Origin of the sequence: Rossellomorea marisflavi (genome assembly GCF_022170785.1) — a bacterium.
In the GTDB taxonomy this organism is placed as follows: domain Bacteria; phylum Bacillota; class Bacilli; order Bacillales; family Bacillaceae_B; genus Rossellomorea; species Rossellomorea marisflavi_B.
Genome location: NZ_CP081870.1, coordinates 1,934,686 through 1,952,266, shown reverse-complemented (window position 1 = coordinate 1,952,266; position 17,581 = coordinate 1,934,686). Strand labels below are relative to the sequence as shown.

Annotated in this window: 16 protein-coding genes; all 16 read right to left on the bottom strand. The window is 47.8% G+C overall.

All coding sequences use genetic code 11. The annotated features are described in order from the left end of the window. Nucleotides 1–75: 75 nt before the first annotated feature. The gene (locus K6T23_RS10315) at nt 76–1,752 is read right to left on the bottom strand and encodes a ribonuclease J (protein WP_056537079.1); all 1,677 of its coding nucleotides are present in this window, start codon (nt 1,750–1,752) and stop codon (nt 76–78) included. A 536-nt stretch (nt 1,753–2,288) separates the two neighbouring features. Then, the gene (gene dapA, locus K6T23_RS10310; RefSeq protein ID WP_273546620.1) at nt 2,289–3,158 is read right to left on the bottom strand and encodes a 4-hydroxy-tetrahydrodipicolinate synthase; all 870 of its coding nucleotides are present in this window, start codon (nt 3,156–3,158) and stop codon (nt 2,289–2,291) included. Beyond that, complete coding sequence (gene dapG / locus K6T23_RS10305) at nt 3,155–4,411, bottom strand: aspartate kinase (protein ID WP_056537082.1); 1,257 nt, start codon at nt 4,409–4,411, stop codon at nt 3,155–3,157. Before dapG ends, dapA begins: the two co-directional genes overlap by 4 nt. An 84-nt stretch (nt 4,412–4,495) precedes the next feature. After that, nucleotides 4,496–5,542: an aspartate-semialdehyde dehydrogenase gene (asd, locus tag K6T23_RS10300; protein ID WP_273546617.1), complete on the bottom strand. Its 1,047-nt coding sequence runs from the start codon at nt 5,540–5,542 to the stop codon at nt 4,496–4,498. A 147-nt stretch (nt 5,543–5,689) separates the two neighbouring features. Then, entirely contained in the window at nt 5,690–6,283 is a 594-nt protein-coding gene (locus K6T23_RS10295) for a dipicolinate synthase subunit B (protein WP_048004004.1), read from the bottom strand. Beyond that, entirely contained in the window at nt 6,280–7,179 is a 900-nt protein-coding gene (gene dpaA, locus K6T23_RS10290) for a dipicolinic acid synthetase subunit A (RefSeq protein WP_238284409.1), read from the bottom strand. Before dpaA ends, K6T23_RS10295 begins: the two co-directional genes overlap by 4 nt. Nucleotides 7,180–7,350: 171 nt before the next feature. Then, complete coding sequence (locus K6T23_RS10285) at nt 7,351–7,584, bottom strand: YlmC/YmxH family sporulation protein (protein ID WP_048004006.1); 234 nt, start codon at nt 7,582–7,584, stop codon at nt 7,351–7,353. Between the two features lie 87 nt (nt 7,585–7,671). Next, nucleotides 7,672–8,913, bottom strand: coding sequence for a M16 family metallopeptidase (locus tag K6T23_RS10280; RefSeq protein ID WP_056537088.1), 1,242 nt, complete (start codon nt 8,911–8,913; stop codon nt 7,672–7,674). Between the two features lie 47 nt (nt 8,914–8,960). After that, a complete protein-coding gene (locus K6T23_RS10275; RefSeq protein ID WP_148985510.1) occupies nt 8,961–9,929 on the bottom strand; it encodes a polysaccharide deacetylase family protein in 969 nt (322 codons plus the stop codon). 115 nt (nt 9,930–10,044) lie between these two features. Then, nucleotides 10,045–12,165, bottom strand: coding sequence for a polyribonucleotide nucleotidyltransferase (gene pnp / locus K6T23_RS10270; RefSeq protein ID WP_056537091.1), 2,121 nt, complete (start codon nt 12,163–12,165; stop codon nt 10,045–10,047). Nucleotides 12,166–12,407: 242 nt separating this feature from the next. Continuing rightward, nucleotides 12,408–12,677, bottom strand: coding sequence for a 30S ribosomal protein S15 (rpsO, locus tag K6T23_RS10265; RefSeq protein ID WP_053427258.1), 270 nt, complete (start codon nt 12,675–12,677; stop codon nt 12,408–12,410). 133 nt (nt 12,678–12,810) lie between these two features. Further along, the gene (gene ribF, locus K6T23_RS10260; protein WP_079515966.1) at nt 12,811–13,755 is read right to left on the bottom strand and encodes a bifunctional riboflavin kinase/FAD synthetase; all 945 of its coding nucleotides are present in this window, start codon (nt 13,753–13,755) and stop codon (nt 12,811–12,813) included. An 18-nt stretch (nt 13,756–13,773) separates the two neighbouring features. Then, on the bottom strand, nt 13,774–14,682 hold the full coding sequence (gene truB / locus K6T23_RS10255) for a tRNA pseudouridine(55) synthase TruB (RefSeq protein ID WP_238284265.1): 909 nt from the start codon (nt 14,680–14,682) through the stop codon (nt 13,774–13,776). Nucleotides 14,683–14,744: 62 nt separating this feature from the next. Beyond that, nucleotides 14,745–15,113 (bottom strand): 30S ribosome-binding factor RbfA, encoded by a 369-nt coding sequence (gene rbfA, locus K6T23_RS10250; RefSeq protein WP_048004012.1) that lies wholly within the window; start codon nt 15,111–15,113, stop codon nt 14,745–14,747. A gap of 40 nt (nt 15,114–15,153) precedes the next feature. Beyond that, a complete protein-coding gene (locus K6T23_RS10245; RefSeq protein ID WP_053427261.1) occupies nt 15,154–15,432 on the bottom strand; it encodes a DUF503 domain-containing protein in 279 nt (92 codons plus the stop codon). Beyond that, complete coding sequence (gene infB / locus K6T23_RS10240) at nt 15,429–17,579, bottom strand: translation initiation factor IF-2 (protein ID WP_056537101.1); 2,151 nt, start codon at nt 17,577–17,579, stop codon at nt 15,429–15,431. The genes K6T23_RS10245 and infB overlap by 4 nt, the downstream gene beginning before the upstream one ends. Between the last annotated feature and the right edge of the window lie 2 nt (nt 17,580–17,581).

Below are 17,581 nucleotides of genomic sequence, written 5' to 3'. Positions count from 1 at the left end.
CAATAAAGGAGAGGATTTATACCCCTGCGTAAAACGGAAAGGCTATCTGCATGGACAACAGATAGCCTTCTTGGATTAAACTTCCATGATGATCGGGAGAATCATCGGTCTTCTTCTGGTTTTATTGTATAAGAAGTAGTTGAGCTGGTCCCTTACATCCTGCTTGATGGTCGTCCATTCGAATGACCCTTTCTGCAGATAATTATGGACCACACTTTCGACGATTTCTGACGCTTTCTCGATGAGAGCTTCCGATTCCCTCACATATACGAACCCTCTAGAGATGATTTCCGGGCCTGCTACAATGCTCTTGGACTTCCGGTTGATCGTGACGACGACAGTGAATACACCATCTTCAGATAGGAGTCTTCTGTCCCTGAGGACGATATTGCCGACATCTCCTACTCCGATCCCATCGATCAGTACATTGCCGGCCTGGACCCGGCCGCCCATCCTCATCTTCCCGTCTTTATACTGTAGGATATCTCCCTTGTCGAGGATGAAGATTTGCTTGAAAGGAAGGCCGATATCATGAGCGATTTTACTATGGGCAATAAGCATCTTATATTCCCCTTGGATCGGAACAAAGTATTTCGGTTTCATGATATTGAGCATAAGTTTCAGATCTTCCTGTGACCCATGACCGGACACATGTACTTTCTTATCAGCGGTCAATACTTCTGCTCCCGCTCTGTACACCATGTCGATCGTTCTTCCAGCGATCACTTCCATGCCAGGTGATGGCGTTGCCGTAATCAATACGGTATCACCCTTCTCGATGTTCACATGTCTGTGGGAACGCTTGGCCATACGCTGAAGGGCCTCGAATGGTTCTCCGTGTGAACCGGTGGCAAGGATGACCACCTCGTCACTTGAGAAGTCACCGATCTGGTCGATGCCTATGATCAAGTCTTCGCGGACATGGAGATACCCGAGCTTCAGCGCGATATCGTAAACTCTCTTCAGGCTTTTGCCTACAACCACGACTTTCCGCTTGTTCTGTTCAGCTGCATCAAATACCTGTTGGAGCCTGATGAGATTTGATGCAAAGCAGGCAACGATCACTCTGCCCTTGGCTTTTCTGAATGCACTATTCAGATGCGTTTCAATGACCGATTCCGAGGTGGTAAAACCAGGTCTTTCTGCTTCAGTACTGTCCGATAGGAGACAGAGGACCCCCTTCTCACCAATCTGCGCCATCTTTCCAAGGTCGGGACGATAAAAGTGCTTAGCAGATTGATCGAATTTGAATTCACCTGTATGCACGATGGCTCCTTGTGAGGTATGGATGCAAACTCCCACAGAGTCCGGTATACTGTGAGTCGTCTTGAAGAACGTCACATCCACACCGTTGAACTGGAGCCTGCTGTCCGAGTGAATGGTGTAGAACTTTACATCCGTGCGCACCTGCTCATCTTTCAGCCTTGCCTTCACGAGTGCATTGGTCAATCTTGTACCGTAAACCGGTGCCCTCACTTTATCCAATAGGTAAGAAATGGCCCCGATGCTGTCTTCATGACCATGGGTAAGGAAAATTCCTTTTACTCTCCCGCGGTTTTGTTCAAGGTATTGGATGTCCGGTATGACGATATCGATCCCGAGCATTTCATTTTCAGGGAACATCAGCCCTGCATCGATGACGAAAATATCTTCATCGACTTCTACAATATACATATTTTTACCGATTTCCCCTACTCCGCCCAAGGGGATGATCTTGATTTCTTCATGTTTCACTTTGCTATTACTCACCATTATGTCCTCCTATGTTGTGCTTTCCCCGATCTTATATCAGTTAAAATCATTATAAAGGAAACCCTTTTCATAATACAACCAAAATTATCCTCTACCTTCTGGTTGACGTCTATGTAGAAAAGTGCACGTTCGAATATGTACTATTTCGAGAATGGCTGTGAGGAATCCTTCTTTGACCTAGAAATTTATCACAGAGTACACCTCTATGAGATGAATGAGAATGGGATAAAACTAAAAAAGGCCCCTTTAATGCCGAACACGATCAGTATAGGATCTTAATGCCGCTCATGATCTCCGTGCAAGACTTCGCTTTCCGCGGGTAGCCCGTGAGCCACCTCGGCACGCCTGCGGGGTCTCACATCAGCTACTCTTCCCGCGGGAGTCTTCGTCTTGCACTCCGATCAACCGCTAGAAACGATGAAATTTGAATGTTCATTAAACCAATTTAAAACCCGAATCATTTGCTTTATCGTAGGCAAAAATGATTCGGGTTTTACTATGACTAAAACATGTTTGTCTCAGCCTCACTTGAGTTTTCATGATAAAAGTTTGCTGAGGTTCTTCCTTTCATCTTCCGTCAGTGGAATCAGCGGAAGGCGGACAGAACCGACATCAAGACCCTTAAGCTGCAGGGCGGTTTTGACAGGTCCTGGGCTCGGGGTTGCAAATAGACCTTCCATCAAAGGTAGCAACTCCTGATGCAGTTTCGCTGCACGACTTGTATCTCCAGAGAGATGGGCCTCTGCCATCTGCTGCATTTCTTTCCCGATGATGTGGGAAGCAACAGAAACGATTCCATCGGCACCGATCGATAGGGCAGGCAGGGTCAAACCATCATCTCCACAATATACGAGGAAGTCGTCAGCTGTGGACGCGATGATCTTCGTCATGGCACCAAGGTCGCCGCTTGCCTCTTTTACCGACATGATATTCGGAACCCCCGATAGTCGGATGATGGTGTCCGGTGAAATGGTGACGGCGGACCTTCCAGGAACATTATAGAGCATGACCGGCAATGAGACGGCGTCAGCCACTTCTTTAAAGTGAAGGAACATGCCTTCCTGACTTGGTTTACTATAATATGGTGCTACAAGCATGATGGCATCGACACCGATTGCTTCCGCTTTTTTGGACAGATCGATGGATTCCTTCGTATTATTGCTTCCGGTACCTGCAATGACAGGGATCCGGCCATCTGCGATTTTGACTGCATGACGGAATAATGCAAGCTTCTCTTCCTTTGTAAGCGTCGGGGATTCTCCTGTTGTCCCGGCAATCACGAGAGAATCAGTCCCATGTTCGATCAGGTAGTTGATCAACTGTGTCGTTTTATTAAAATCGATATTCCCTTTACGATCAAACGGTGTGACCATCGCTGTTGATACACGGCCAAAATTCACAACTATTCACTCTCCTCAAATTGATGCGCTAACCAGGCAGCATCCCTCTCTTGCAGTTGAAAGGCATCATGAAGGGCATTGATGGCATTCACAAGATCATGCTCTTTTACGAGTACCCAGATGGTTGTATGGCTATCGGCAGACTGCAGGATCCTGATACCAAGATCAGAAAGGGAGGACACGATGACGGATGTGATACCCGGAACACCGGTCATTCCCGCTCCAACCACGGATACCTTGGCGCACTCCCGTTCCACATGGGGAACATGACCGAGATTCTTAAGAACGGTAATGGCACGGTCGCTCAAAGTGGAAGAAACCGTATAAACGACTCCCCGAGGGGAAATGTTGATAAAATCCACGGAGATGCCTTCCCTCGCCATCGCCTTGAACACTTCCGCCTGCAGATCATATTGATCCTCCCGTGCGAATACCTTGATCTGTGTAAGAGACTGTACATGGGCTATGCCTGTGACGGGGTGACTTCTGAAATGTTCATGATCCTTCATGAAGCCCGGTGTGGTGACAAGGGTACCCGGATCTTTCGAATACGTGGACCGGATCCTGATGGGTACATTCGAGTTCATGGCGATTTCAACCGCTCGCGGATGAATGACCTTTGCTCCCTGGTACGCCATATTGCATACTTCATTATAGGATACGACCTTAATGGGCCGCGCCCTGGATGAAATGCGTGGGTCCGCCGTCATGATTCCCTCCACATCGGTGAAGATATCGATAAACTCTGCCTCCAATGCGACGCCGAGTGCGGAGGCGGAGGTATCGCTCCCACCCCTGCCGATCGTCGTAATATCACCCCTGGGGGTCGCTCCTTGAAACCCGGCTACCACTACGGCGTCATGAAGATCAAGTTCTTTTTTAATCCTTTCGCAATCCATTTCCATGATCCTGGCATTGCCAAAGTCATCATTGGTGCGAAAGCCTGCCTGAGCCCCGGTCAGCGCCGTGGAACACACCCCATTCTGCAGGAGCATATTGGAAAAGACGAGACTCGAAATGATTTCTCCGCATGATAATAATAAGTCCTGTTCCCTTTTGCTGATTCTCGTGTTCCCTTCTCCTATGAGTCCGAGTAGGGAGTCGGTTGCGTACGGCTCACCTTTTCTGCCCATGGCGGAGACGACCACGACCACCTTATACCCTTCACTGATGGCTTCTTTTGTATGAGCAATGGCTTTCAGCCTTGTTGATTCATCCCTTACGGAAGTACCTCCGAATTTCTGGACGATCACTTTCATGTCTACACCTCTTCATCAATGGTCAAGAGGTAGGGGGATGGTTGCTTGAGTTAGTCGTCGTATGTTGTTATGATCCTCTTCTGCTTATTTAACCAGACCCAATTTCAATAGGCTTTCAGCAATCTGCACTGAATTCCAGGCAGCGCCTTTCAAAAGGTTATCGGATACGATCCACATGTGGAATCCGTTGTCCTCATCAAGGTCTTTTCTCACGCGTCCGACAAAAACATCCGGCTTCCCTACTGCATCGGCAGGCATCGGATAAATTTGTTCTTCGGGTACATCCTGAAGGGTTACACCCGGAGCTGCCGTGAGTTGCGCATGAATATCCCCCACCGAAATGGAGTCCTTATCAATCTCAATATATACACTTTCAGAGTGACCTGTTACTACTGGGAGTCTCACACATGTGGCTGACACCTTCAAATCAGGTTGATGCATGATCTTTTTTGTTTCATTGATCATCTTCATTTCTTCGAATGTAAAACCATTTTCCTGGAACAGATCAATCTGAGGGATCACATTATAGGCTATCTGATAATGTTTTTTATCCCCTTTGACCGGCAGGACATTCGGCTCAAAGGAATCGCCCGACAGGATCGCCTGCGCCTGATCATTTAATTCATCTATGGCGACTGCACCGGCGCCGGATACAGCTTGATAGGTAGAAACGATCACCTTTTTCAGTCCATAGGCTTTACGCAGTGGCTCTAGAGCGGCAACCATCTGGATTGTCGAACAGTTGGGATTGGCAATGATGCCTTTATGAAGTTTCAGATCTTCCTCATTTACTTCAGGTACAACGAGCGGAACTTCGGGATCCATACGGTAGGCACTTGTATTGTCGACTACGATGGCCCCTCTTTTCACTGCCTCGGGAGCAAGAAGCTTTGATACGCTTCCCCCTGCACTGAACAAGGCAATATCCACCCCTTCAAAGCTTTCGGGCTTCGCTTCTTCCACCGTATACTCTCTTCCTCTAAAAGATACTGTTGAACCTGCCGAACGGGCAGAAGATAGTAAGATCAGATTTTTTATCGGAAAATCCCTTTTTTCTAATGTTTCCAGCATTTGTTGTCCGACTGCCCCGGTTGCACCGACGACTGCCACGTTTAATTCCGTTGTATTCAAAATCCTCTCTCCTTCCAAAACTTTTCATAATAGCAATTTAGCCATTTACTATAATAAAGTATATTCTAACATAAAGAATCTTCTTTCAATAGACTCTTTTTCGTACAAGGAAAAGAAGGCTATCCATGCGGAAGCCTTCCCTTGCGATCAATCCAGATACCGTTCAATCACGACAGGTTGGAGCTGCCTTCCCTCCATCGCGGCTTCGATTGTCTCCTGAGTCAAGCTCATCCGTGCCACCATGGATTTCGGTTTTTGCTCCGGTGCATCTTGGCCGAATGGGATGAAATAGATATCCTTTGTGGAAATCAGCCTCATCAAATTGATACCGTTAAGCCCCAAGGCATCATTTGTTGAGATCCCAAGTACAACGGGACGATGATTTCTCAAAGTAGCCTTTGCCGCCATCAGGACCGGGGAGTCGGTCATGGCGTTGGCGAATTTACTCATGGTATTGCCTGTAAGGGGTGAAATCACCATACAGTCCAGGGGAATCTTCGGACCGAGCGGCTCTGCTTTCACAATTGAATCAATCACTTTGTGCCCCGTCACGTCTTCAATTCTCTTGACCCAGTCCTCCCCTTTTCCGAACCGCGTGTTCGTATTCATCATGGTTGATGATACGACTGGAAGAACATCCGCGCCCCCGTTGACCAGTTTCTCGATTTGCGGAAATACTTCATCATAGGTACAGTGCGAACCAGTCAGACCAAATCCGATTCTTTTTCCTTTAATGCTCACGTAGAACTCCCCTTTCCTTTGTTTCGATCATCCATCAGCTTGCATAGAACATTGGCCAGTATCTGACCTGCCGTCTTCGGTGCCACAATACCCGGGAGACCCGGGGCAAGGAGCGCCTTGATCCCACGCTTCTCGGCAAATCTGAAATCGGTCCCTCCCGGTTTGGAAGCAAGGTCGATAACAAGGATATGAGAGGGCATCTTTGCAATGACCCCGGGTGTGATGATGGGAGCCGGAATCGTATTGATGCAGATATCACATTGTCCGACATGCTTTTCCAGCTGACCTAATTGGAAGGAATCCAGTCCCATCTCTGATGCCCTTGCCAAGTGCTCCGTTTTCCTGGCGCCTACTTTCACCCTGCCCCCGAGATGATGGAAGGTCCTGGCCACGCTCATCCCCACACGACCAAGCCCGAGGATGACGATATTCGAACCATGGATGGTGAAATCCGTATGTTGAATGGCCATCATGATTGTGCCTTCTACTGTCGGGATGGAATTATAGATGGCGACGTCATCCCTTTCGAACAGCTGAATAAGATCGCGTTTTGACGCATCCACGATCCCGCTTAAATAATCATTGGTGATTCCGGAGTAGATTGTGCAATGGTCAGGGGTCCTGCTTAAGATTTCTTCTGTCAACACGACTTTTTCATTTGAAAAGATGGTTTCGATCTCCCCTTGAAGATTGGTACCCGGAACCGGTAAAATGATGGCGTCCATCATGGAAAAATCAATTTCACTCATTTTCTCTTTCGTAGCCCCGGTGAATGCATGATCCAATTGTTCAAAACCGACAAGGGATATCTTCGCATCCAACTCAGTAAGTTTACGGATAATCTCCAATTGGCGAGCATCTCCACCCAGAACTGCGATGTGCATTCCGGTCAACATCAGTGCTTTCACCTACTTTTACCATAATCGCATCTTCATGAAGCCTTTCACTTCTTCAGTCTATGTATAGAGCACGTAAAGGGTGAGGAGATGCCTCTTGCATTCCTTCCTTACACTTTTGGGAGCGCGTCACAAGAAAGCAAAAAAAAAAAAACGGGCTTCCCCGTTTTTTCATTCCCTTGCCACTTCCAGTATGATCATATCCGTTCCGATGGTCCTGATCATATGCCATGGGACCCGTATTTCACCGCTTTGCTTGCGCATCCACTTGCCCATGGGAATGATCAAGGCATCGATCTGACCCGATCGATGATCGAATTCGAGATCAGTATGTCCCAGAACCCCCAATCTTTCAGCCCTTCCGTAGTCCACGATTTCCTTTCCGCTCAGTTCACTCAATCTCACTGGCTTCCCCTCCCTTTATTATTAATGTATACAACCCTCTTCACAATCAGAATCAAAAAAAAGGCCAGCATGTGCTGACCTTTTTGATTATTTTCTCATATTGGACGGCAGGTTCCCATCAGGACTGATCAACGCTGCTGCATAGTCGTCCGTGAAAATCTCATGGGTCAATTGATTCACTTTATCGATGGTGACGCCATCGATTTCATCGACGATCTCATCCAGCGTCCGGTGCTGTTTCAACAACAGTTCATTTTTCCCGTTGCGGCTCATCCGGCTGTTGGTGCTTTCAAGGCTCAGCATCAGATTTCCTTTCAACTGTTCCTTGCTGTTAAGGAGTTCCTTTTCCGTGATGCCCTCTGCCTTGAGGCCTTTCAATGTGGAGTCGATCGTATCGAACAGCTCATCAAGCTGATTGGCTCCTGTCCCTCCATAGATGGTGACCATTCCACTATCTTCATGGGAGGAGTGATAGGAGAATACTGAGTATGCCAGTCCACGCTGCTCCCTTACTTCTTGGAAGAGGCGTGAGGACATGCTGCCTCCTAGTACATTGTTCAGGATGATGAGGTTATAGATGTCGGGATGACCGATTTGAAGGCCGTTATACCCAAGGCATAAATGAGCCTGCTCCGTATCCTTCTTCCGTGCAAGTTTATTATAGAAGAATTGGGGCTGGTCACGATCGTCGCGGCCTTTTCCTCCCTCATAGGATCCGAAAAGCTTCTCCACCTCTTTGATGAAGGACTCGTCGACGTTGCCTGCAATGGACACCACTACCTGATCCGGAGTATACATATCATGCATATACTGCTTCAACTTTGCCTGGTTGAACGTGTCCAGTGTTTCTTCCGTTCCGAGGATCGGATAGCCCAGTGGGTGATCTTCATATACGGCTTTACTCAAGAGATCATGCACGATGTCATCAGGTGTATCTTCGTACATTTTGATCTCTTCGTATACAACATTCTTTTCCTTTTTCAATTCCTCTTCCACATAAGTGGAATGGAAGAACATATCCGCAAGCGTATGTAAGGCGTAGCCGGCATGGTTATCGAGCACCTTCGCATAATAGCACGTGTATTCTTTTGATGTGAAGGCATTAACCTGACCGCCTATACTGTCGAATGATTCGGCGATTTCCCTTGCCGTCTTCGTTTTCGTCCCCTTGAAAAACATATGTTCAAGAAAATGTGAGATCCCATTGTTTTCTTTTGTTTCATTACGTGAACCTGCACCGATCCAAACCCCGATGGCAACCGATCGGACCGTCGGGATTTGTTCGAGCACAATTCGCAGTCCATTTTGGCAAGTATATTTCTTAATCAAAAAAGTTCCTCCTAGTCTTGATGTACCTGTCCTTACTATTTCCTCACTCAAGGAGAATTATCTCCTTCTTCCAGGATTCTTTCTTCTTTCATTAAACTAGAGACCGTCCCTAGTCTCAATTCCTTTTCTTTCACCTGAACGATGAGGGCGTTCAGGGCGTTTGCCGTAGACGCAGTGGGATGCATAAGGACGATTGCCCCTTTATGCATTTTTCCCATCACGCGGTCGATCAACACATCCGGACTCGGTTTTTGCCAATCAATCGTATCCACACTCCACATGATGGTCCTCATATCCATTTCATCGGCAATTTCGACCACTTCGTCCCGATAGCTCCCGCTCGGAGGGGCAAACCACTTAACCTTTTCTCCAGTGGTCACCTCGATGATATCATTCGTACGTTTCAATTCATCTCTCACCTTGGAGGTTTGCAGGGATTTCATATCAGGGTGGGAATAGGAATGATTCCCTACTTCATGACCCGCCTCGACAATCATCCTGGCAAGCTTCGGATTATTCTTTACCCACCGTCCTTCAAGGAAGAAGGTGGCGTATACCTGGTGCTTCTTGAGCGTCTCCAGCATATCAGGGATATACTCGTTACCCCAGGCAACATTGATGATAAATGCAGCCATCGGTTTCTCCGGATTCCCTCTGTACACAGGGGAAGGCGGAAGGTCCTCCAGGTGCTTAGAAGGCTTCAACTGCTTCCACACAAGTTTATCATCATCAAAGGTTCCTGTCTTCTTCATTTGCTTATAGGAAGCATCAATGTCCAGATCGATACCATTATAGCCGGGTGTTGCCTTCCATACCGGATCAATCATGGCATCTTGTGGCTTGATCCCCCCGGATGCCTTTTCCTCGATTTGTTGCATGAGGTTGCTCTTATTAGAAGTTGTCGTCACCGACTGGCCTTTAAGATGCGCGACATACTGATTGGTCCAAGGGTTTTGTACAGCCGCTAAAGTCAGAATAGCAATTACAGGTAGTGCTATCAAGTATTTTCTCCCCATTTGCATTCACCGTCCTCCCTATTAATAGTATGAAGGACTGGGACAAGGTAGAACGCGGGCAAAAAAAAGCCGCCTTGCGGGATGGAATCCCAGCAAGACGGACTGATCAGCAACATTATGCCTGGTTTTGCTCTTCTTTTTCACGCTGTTCTTTAAGGACGGCCTTCCTTGATAGGTTGACACGGCCTTGATTATCGATATCCAACACCTTCACAAGAAGCTGATCACCGACAGCGACAACGTCTTCCGTTTTACGGACGCGCTCTTCAGCAAGCTCTGAAATGTGTACGAGTCCATCTTTTCCTGCGAAGATTTCGACGAACGCTCCGAACTTCTCTACGCGCTTGACTTTCCCAAGATACATTTGGCCAGGCTCGACTTCCCTGACAATATCTTCGATCGTCTTTTTCGCTTTTTTGTTGCTCTCTTCATCAGTGGACGAGATGAAGATGGTTCCGTCCTGCTCGATGTCGATCTTCACGCCTGTCTCATCGATGATCTTATTGATTTGCTTACCGCTTGGCCCGATGACGTCGCGGATCTTATCCGGATTGATATGCATCGTAAGGATCTTAGGAGCATAGGCGGATAGGGACGTCCTTGATTCTGAGATCGTTGCAAGCATGCTGTCCAAGATCTGCATACGGCCTTTTTTCGCTTGTTGGAGTGCTTCCTCAAGGATTTCCCTTGAAAGTCCATCGATTTTGATGTCCATTTGCAGGGCAGTAACCCCTTTGGATGTACCTGCCACCTTGAAGTCCATGTCTCCAAGATGATCCTCCATGCCCTGGATATCAGTCAGGATAGAATAATGTTCGCCTGATTTGATCAGACCCATTGCAATACCTGCAACCGGTGCCTTGATCGGAACACCCGCATCCATCATCGCCAGGGTGCTTGCACAGATACTTGCCTGAGATGTGGATCCGTTGGATTCAAGTACTTCGGATACAAGACGGATTGTATATGGGAAGTCGGATTCATCCGGGATGATCGGATCAAGAGCTCTTTCTCCGAGCGCTCCGTGTCCGATTTCACGACGGCCAGGGCCACGGATCGGACCAGTTTCTCCCACACTGAATTGAGGGAAGTTATAGTGATGCATGAATCGCTTGGATTCTTCGATACCCAGACCATCAAGGACCTGAACGTCACCAAGTGCACCAAGCGTACAGATGCTGAGGGCCTGGGTTTGTCCACGTGTGAACAAGCCTGAACCATGCGTTCTAGGAAGAAGGCCGACTTCAGAGGAAAGGGGACGGATTTCATCCACTCCACGCCCATCAGGACGGACTTTATCTTCCGTGATCAAACGGCGCACTTCGTTTTTCACAAGTTTGTCCAATACCTTTTTGACCTGTTTCAACGTAGCGTCATCTGCTTCTTTTTCTTCGTAAACAGAGATGACTTTATTTTTCACTTCTTTGATTGCTTCTTCACGTGCGTGTTTTTCCTGGACCTGGATCGCCGGGATCAATTCGCTCTCACATAGGGAGCGCACTTCCGTTTCGATGACTTCATCCAGTTCGAACAGTTTGATCTCAAGTTTTTCTTTACCCATCTTTGCGATGATTTCTTCCTGGAAGGCAATCAGCTTTTTGATCTCTTCATGCCCGAACATGATCGCCTCAAGCATCGTCTCTTCAGGAACTTCATCTGCCCCTGCCTCAACCATGTTGATGGCGTCTTTCGTACCAGCTACAGAAAGGTGGATTTCACTCTTCTCAAGCTGCGCGACTGTCGGATTGATCATGAATTCTCCATCGATCAGCCCGACGACCACTCCTGCGATCGGTCCTTCGAACGGGATATCCGATACAGAAAGCGCCAAAGAAGACCCGAACATAGCAGCCATTTCGGATGAGCAGTCCTGATCGACACTCATGACCATGGAGATGACTTGGACTTCATTACGGAAACCATCGGCAAATAGCGGTCGGATCGGTCTATCGATCAGTCGGCTGGCAAGGATGGCTCTCTCACTCGGCCGTCCTTCACGTTTGATGAAGCCTCCAGGGATTTTACCTACTGCATATAGTCTTTCTTCATAGTTAACTGTCAAAGGGAAGAAATCAAGTGGTTTCGGTTCCTTTGACGCTGTAGCACTGCTCAGGACAGCGGTATCTCCATATCTTATCAGTGCAGCACCATTGGCTTGCTTGGCAAGCTGGCCGACTTCGACGGTCAATTCACGTCCGGCCCAATCAATGGAAAATGTTTGTTTGGTCTGTTCCATCTTTTGTACCCCTCTCTTTATATATCACTTAAAGGCATAGATGACGCATGCCTGTATGATTGTTACGAACATTTTTTATAAAAAGGAGCCTCGTCACCTCAGGTACGGATCAGGCGGAAGGCTTACCTCGTTCATCCTATTATGTATTGTAGACAAAATCGATTGCTTTCTTTCATGATGAATGGATAGGATTATGAAAACTAAAGAAAAAGCGGGAAAAATTCCCGCTTCCTTTTGTCTGATTATCGACGTAAACCAAGTTTTGTGATTAACTCACGGTAGCGTTGTACATCTTTCTTACGTAGGTAAGATAGAAGATTACGACGGTGACCTACCATTTTAAGAAGACCGCGACGAGAGTGGTGGTCCTTCTTGTGAACGCGCAAGTGATCGTTCAGGTTGTTAATTTCTTCTGTTAGGACAGCAATTTGAACTTCTGGAGATCCAGTATCGTTCTCATGTGTTTTGTACTCACTGATTAGTTCGTTTTTACGCTCTTTAGTGATAGCCATCCTTTTCACCTCCATTCATTTCTTTCAAATCCCCTGTTACCCAGCAGTCGTTGGTGAATCGATGTGCCAAGCAAAGGTTCATTTCATACGCTTTTAAGAATACTACTATTCCAGTCAAAAATCAAGGGCAATCTCAAATTCCTTTAAAATAAGCAATGGCTGAGTCCTTATCTTTCTGGATCTGGGCGATCAGTTCTTCTATTCCATTGAACTTCTTCTCATCCCTGATCCACTTATGCCACTGAAGATAAATTTCTTCCCCGTATATGGAAGAGTCGAAATCGAACACATGGGTTTCAATCGAAAGACTGTATTCATCGGGATTTTTAAACGTCGGTTTGTACCCGATGTTGCATACTCCGTCATACCACCGGCCTTTGATCTTCATCTTGACGGCATACACGCCCACCTTTGGTGTAAGATAGTCATCGGCCAGGTCGATATTTGCCGTGGGGAACCCGATCTTCCGTCCCCTCTTCTCCCCGTGGACGACCATTCCCCTCATCGTATAGGGCCTTCCAAGGAGTTTATTCACTTCAGCGATGGCTCCTTCATCAAGGGAATGGCGGATCAAGGTCGAGCTTACCTTCGTATCGGATTCAGTCAGCTTATTCACTACCGTAGAACCGAAATGATCCCGGGAATGGAATGGCAGGCTGTCCATCGATCCCTTGCCGAGGCGGCCGTAGGAATAATCGAATCCGGCCACTACGTGGATGGCATTCATCCCGATCAGATACAGGTCCACGAATTCCTGCGGGGTGAGATCGGCGAACTCGGATGTGAACCGGACCACAAACAGATAATCCACGCCCAACCCCTCGATCTGCTCAATCTTGTCTTCCATCGGAGTAATGTATTTTATATGCTTCCGTTTATGTCCAAGGACCACGGAGGGATGGGGATCGAACGTCATGACTGCACTTGAGGCCCCAAGCTCCCCTGCTTTCTCGACGGCAGTGGTGATGACCTGTCGATGCCCCCGGTGAACCCCATCGAAATAACCGAGTGCCACTACGAGCGGCGGAAGGTCCAGTCCATCGAACGATGGGGGATGATGTAGCGTTATCACTTTCACAGCAGTTCACCTTTTTCATTAGTCATTGAACAGGACTTTGACAGGCTTGATGATCCCACCCTTTGACGGATGATGCTGATAGATGGCGATCGCCTTTCCTTCATGCACCATCATCACCTGTTCCTCTTGCGGCCATTCAGCCGGTTCTTCCAAGCGTGCCCCGTTCTTTACTTTCAATGCTAATGTATCATTTATCACCCATTTCGGCAAATGAGAAAGCCCGAATTCGAGAGGGATCAGCAGCTCTTCCGGTTGGCTAGTTTTCAGCGCTTCTTCTACCTGGGCAAGACTCAGGCAGTCCTCTTTGACGAAGGAGGCCGATCTTGTACGGGTTAGGGATGACATATGTGATGGGTAGCCAAGCCGTTGCCCGATTTCGACGGCAAGCGTACGTACATAGGTCCCTTTTGAACACCCTACCTTGAACGTGAACGATGGTTGTTCTCCTTCGAGGGTTTCCCATTCTCCGATGATCTCGAAGTGGTGGATCGTCACTTCACGTGATGGTCTGTCCACTTCGATCCCCTGCCTGGCATACTCGTAGAGACGCTTGCCGTTTACCTTGATCGCCGAGAACATGGGAGGCGTCTGTCGGATGACCCCGGTCATGGCGCCAAGGACCTCTTCCACTTCCCTTCGGGTGATGCTCCTTTCCACAGGGGCTTCCTCCACCTTTTCACCCGTCGCATCCTCGGTTGTCGTAGAGAAGCCAAGGGTCACTTCACCCACATATTCCTTGCCGGAATCCGTGATATATTCTGCAACCTTGGTCGCCCTTCCGATGCAAATGGGGAGGACGCCTTCGACTTCGGGATCGAGCGTACCTGTATGCCCCACCTTTTTCGTGCGCAGCAGCTTCCTCAGCTTGAACACGCAATCATGCGACGTCATTCCCCGTTCCTTCCATAGAGGCAAGATGCCATTCATGTTCCTTCACTCCTTCATAGGGAAAATGAAAGGGCTGATCCGATTTGGATCAGCCCCATGCATTACTTATCGGTATTCGTTGAATCTCCTGGTTCGTCCTGAACGCTTTTCAACAGGGATTCGATATGATTGCCGTAGTCGATCGATTCGTCGAACTCAAAAATGATCTCTGGCGTCTTGCGGAGCCGGATCCTTTGTCCCACTTCGGAACGGATGAAGCCTTTCGCTTTGGCAAGACCTTTTAAGGTATCTTCCCTTTGAGCTTCACCACCAAGGACGGTAATATACACTTTGGCCTGCTGAAGGTCCCCGGTTACCTGAACATCCGTGACCGTTACAAACCCGATGCGCGGATCTTTGATCTTGCGCCCGATGATATCACCCAGCTCTTTTTTCATTTGTTCGCCAACTCGATTAGCACGATGGCTCATACTATCACCTCAAAAAACGGATTATGATGAATCACTGGTGCTACAGTGATTCGATTGTTGTACGCAGTCTCTCCCACTCAGGGAAGGAATCGACAAAGGCAAGCGCCCTGTCCACTTCCTTTTGACTGGCCGCTTTCGTGGAAGCCACAGAGACGATGGCAAGGGACGTCCGCTGCCATGCATCCTGATGCCCCACTTCAGCAACTGAGACATTATACTTTTGCTTGAGCCTGGTCATGATCCGCTGCAGGACCGCCCGTTTTTCCTTGAGCGACCCTGATTGATGGATCATGCATTCGAATTCGGCGCAGGTGATCATGAACGGGAGATTTCCTCCATGACGAAGGCTTCGATGACGTCCCCTTCTTTTACATCATTGAAGTTTTTGATGGTAATCCCACACTCATATCCACGAGCTACTTCCTTCGCATCATCTTTGAAACGCTTGAGTGCATCAAGCTCCCCTTCGAAGATGACAATTCCATCACGGATCAGACGCACGCCGCTATCACGGGAAATCTTCCCTTCTGTTACATAGCTTCCTGCAATTGTACCCACTTTGGATACTTTGAAGGTTTGACGCACTTCTGCCTGACCGATGATTTTCTCTTCAAATTCAGGATCAAGCATCCCTTTCATGGCTGCTTCGATCTCTTCCATCACTTTGTAGATGATACGGTGAAGACGAATTTCAACACCCTCTGCTTCAGCCGTACGTTTAGCATTCACATCCGGACGGACGTTGAATCCGATCACGATGGCGTTGGAAGCTGAGGCAAGTGTGATATCAGACTCATTGATGGCCCCTACACCGGTATGGATGATGCGGATATTGACACCTTCCACCTCGATTTTAAGTAGGGATGCAGCAAGTGCTTCAACAGAACCTTGAACATCTGCTTTAAGAACAAGGTTCAGGTCTTTCATTTCCCCTTGTTTCATTTGTTCAAACAGAGTTTCCAGGCTGACTTTGGATTTTTCGCCACGCTGTGCCTGAAGGGCCTGTGTAGCACGTGCCTCACCAACAGAACGAGCCGTTTTTTCGTCTTCGAATACGACGAAGCGGTCTCCTGCTTGAGGTACATCGTTCAGACCAGTGATTTCAACAGGCGCAGATGGACCGGCATCCTTCACACGGCGTCCGAGATCATTGACCATGGCACGAACGCGGCCATACGTGTTACCTACCACGATAGGGTCCCCGACTTTGAGCGTTCCATTCTGTACGAGGAGTGTCGCGACGGAGCCACGTCCTTTATCAAGCTGTGCTTCGATGACCGTACCCAGTGCAAGACGTTTTGGATTCGCTTTTAGCTCCTCTACCTCAGTCACAAGGATGATCATTTCAAGAAGGTTGTCGATCCCTTCTCCAGATAGGGCGGATAATGGAACGAAGATCGTATCCCCACCCCACGCTTCCGGAACCAGCTCATACTCTGTAAGTTCCTGCATGACACGGTCAGGATTGGCTGCTTCTTTATCCATTTTGTTCACGGCAATGATAATTGGAACTTCAGCGGCTTTCGCATGGTTGATCGCTTCGACCGTCTGTGGCATTACACCGTCGTCTGCAGCTACTACGATGATCGCGATATCAGTCACTTTCGCACCACGTGCACGCATTGTAGTGAAGGCTGCATGTCCAGGGGTATCAAGGAATGTGATTTTCTTCCCTTCCACTTCCACTTGATAAGCACCGATATGCTGCGTGATTCCTCCTGCTTCTCCTGCCGTCACTTTCGTATTACGGATGGAATCAAGCAATGTCGTTTTCCCGTGGTCAACGTGTCCCATGATGGTCACGACGGAAGGACGTTCCTGTACCTGCTCTGCATCATCTTCTGTGAAGTAGACTTCAAGATCCGTTGCATCGATCCTGATTTCCTCTTCGACTTCCACTCCGTACTCACCGGCGATCAATTCGATGGAATCTTTGTCAAGTTCCTGATTGATCGTAGCCATGACTCCGAGCATGAAGAGTTTTTTGATGATTTCAGAAGGCTCTTTATAAAGCTTTTTCGCAAGCTCTGCTACCGTCAAGGAATCCGTGAAGGTAATTTTGGCTGGAAGCTCTTTTTTCTTCACAGGTTGTTGCTGTGGCGCAGGCTTTGTGTTGCGATTCTGTTTATTTCGGTTGTTATTATTCTTGTTATTGCGGTTAAAGTTGTTCGGACCTTTTTTATTGTTGTTGTTGCCGCGATTCTGTGGTCCTTTGTTGTTTTTCTGAGCCGCAGGAGCAGGTTTTTTGCTGTCGCCTTGGCCAGACTGTGCTGCAGGTTTTTGATCTTTGCTCCCTGCTGCGGGCTTTTTGCCTTCGTATGTTTTATCCAATTTTTTGATTGTACCGTCTTCTAAAGTTGCCATATGATTTGATACCTCAATATTCAATTCCTTTAATTTGTCGATCACGTTTTTACTTGAAACATTATGTTTTTTCGCATATTCATATACACGGATCTTGCTCATAT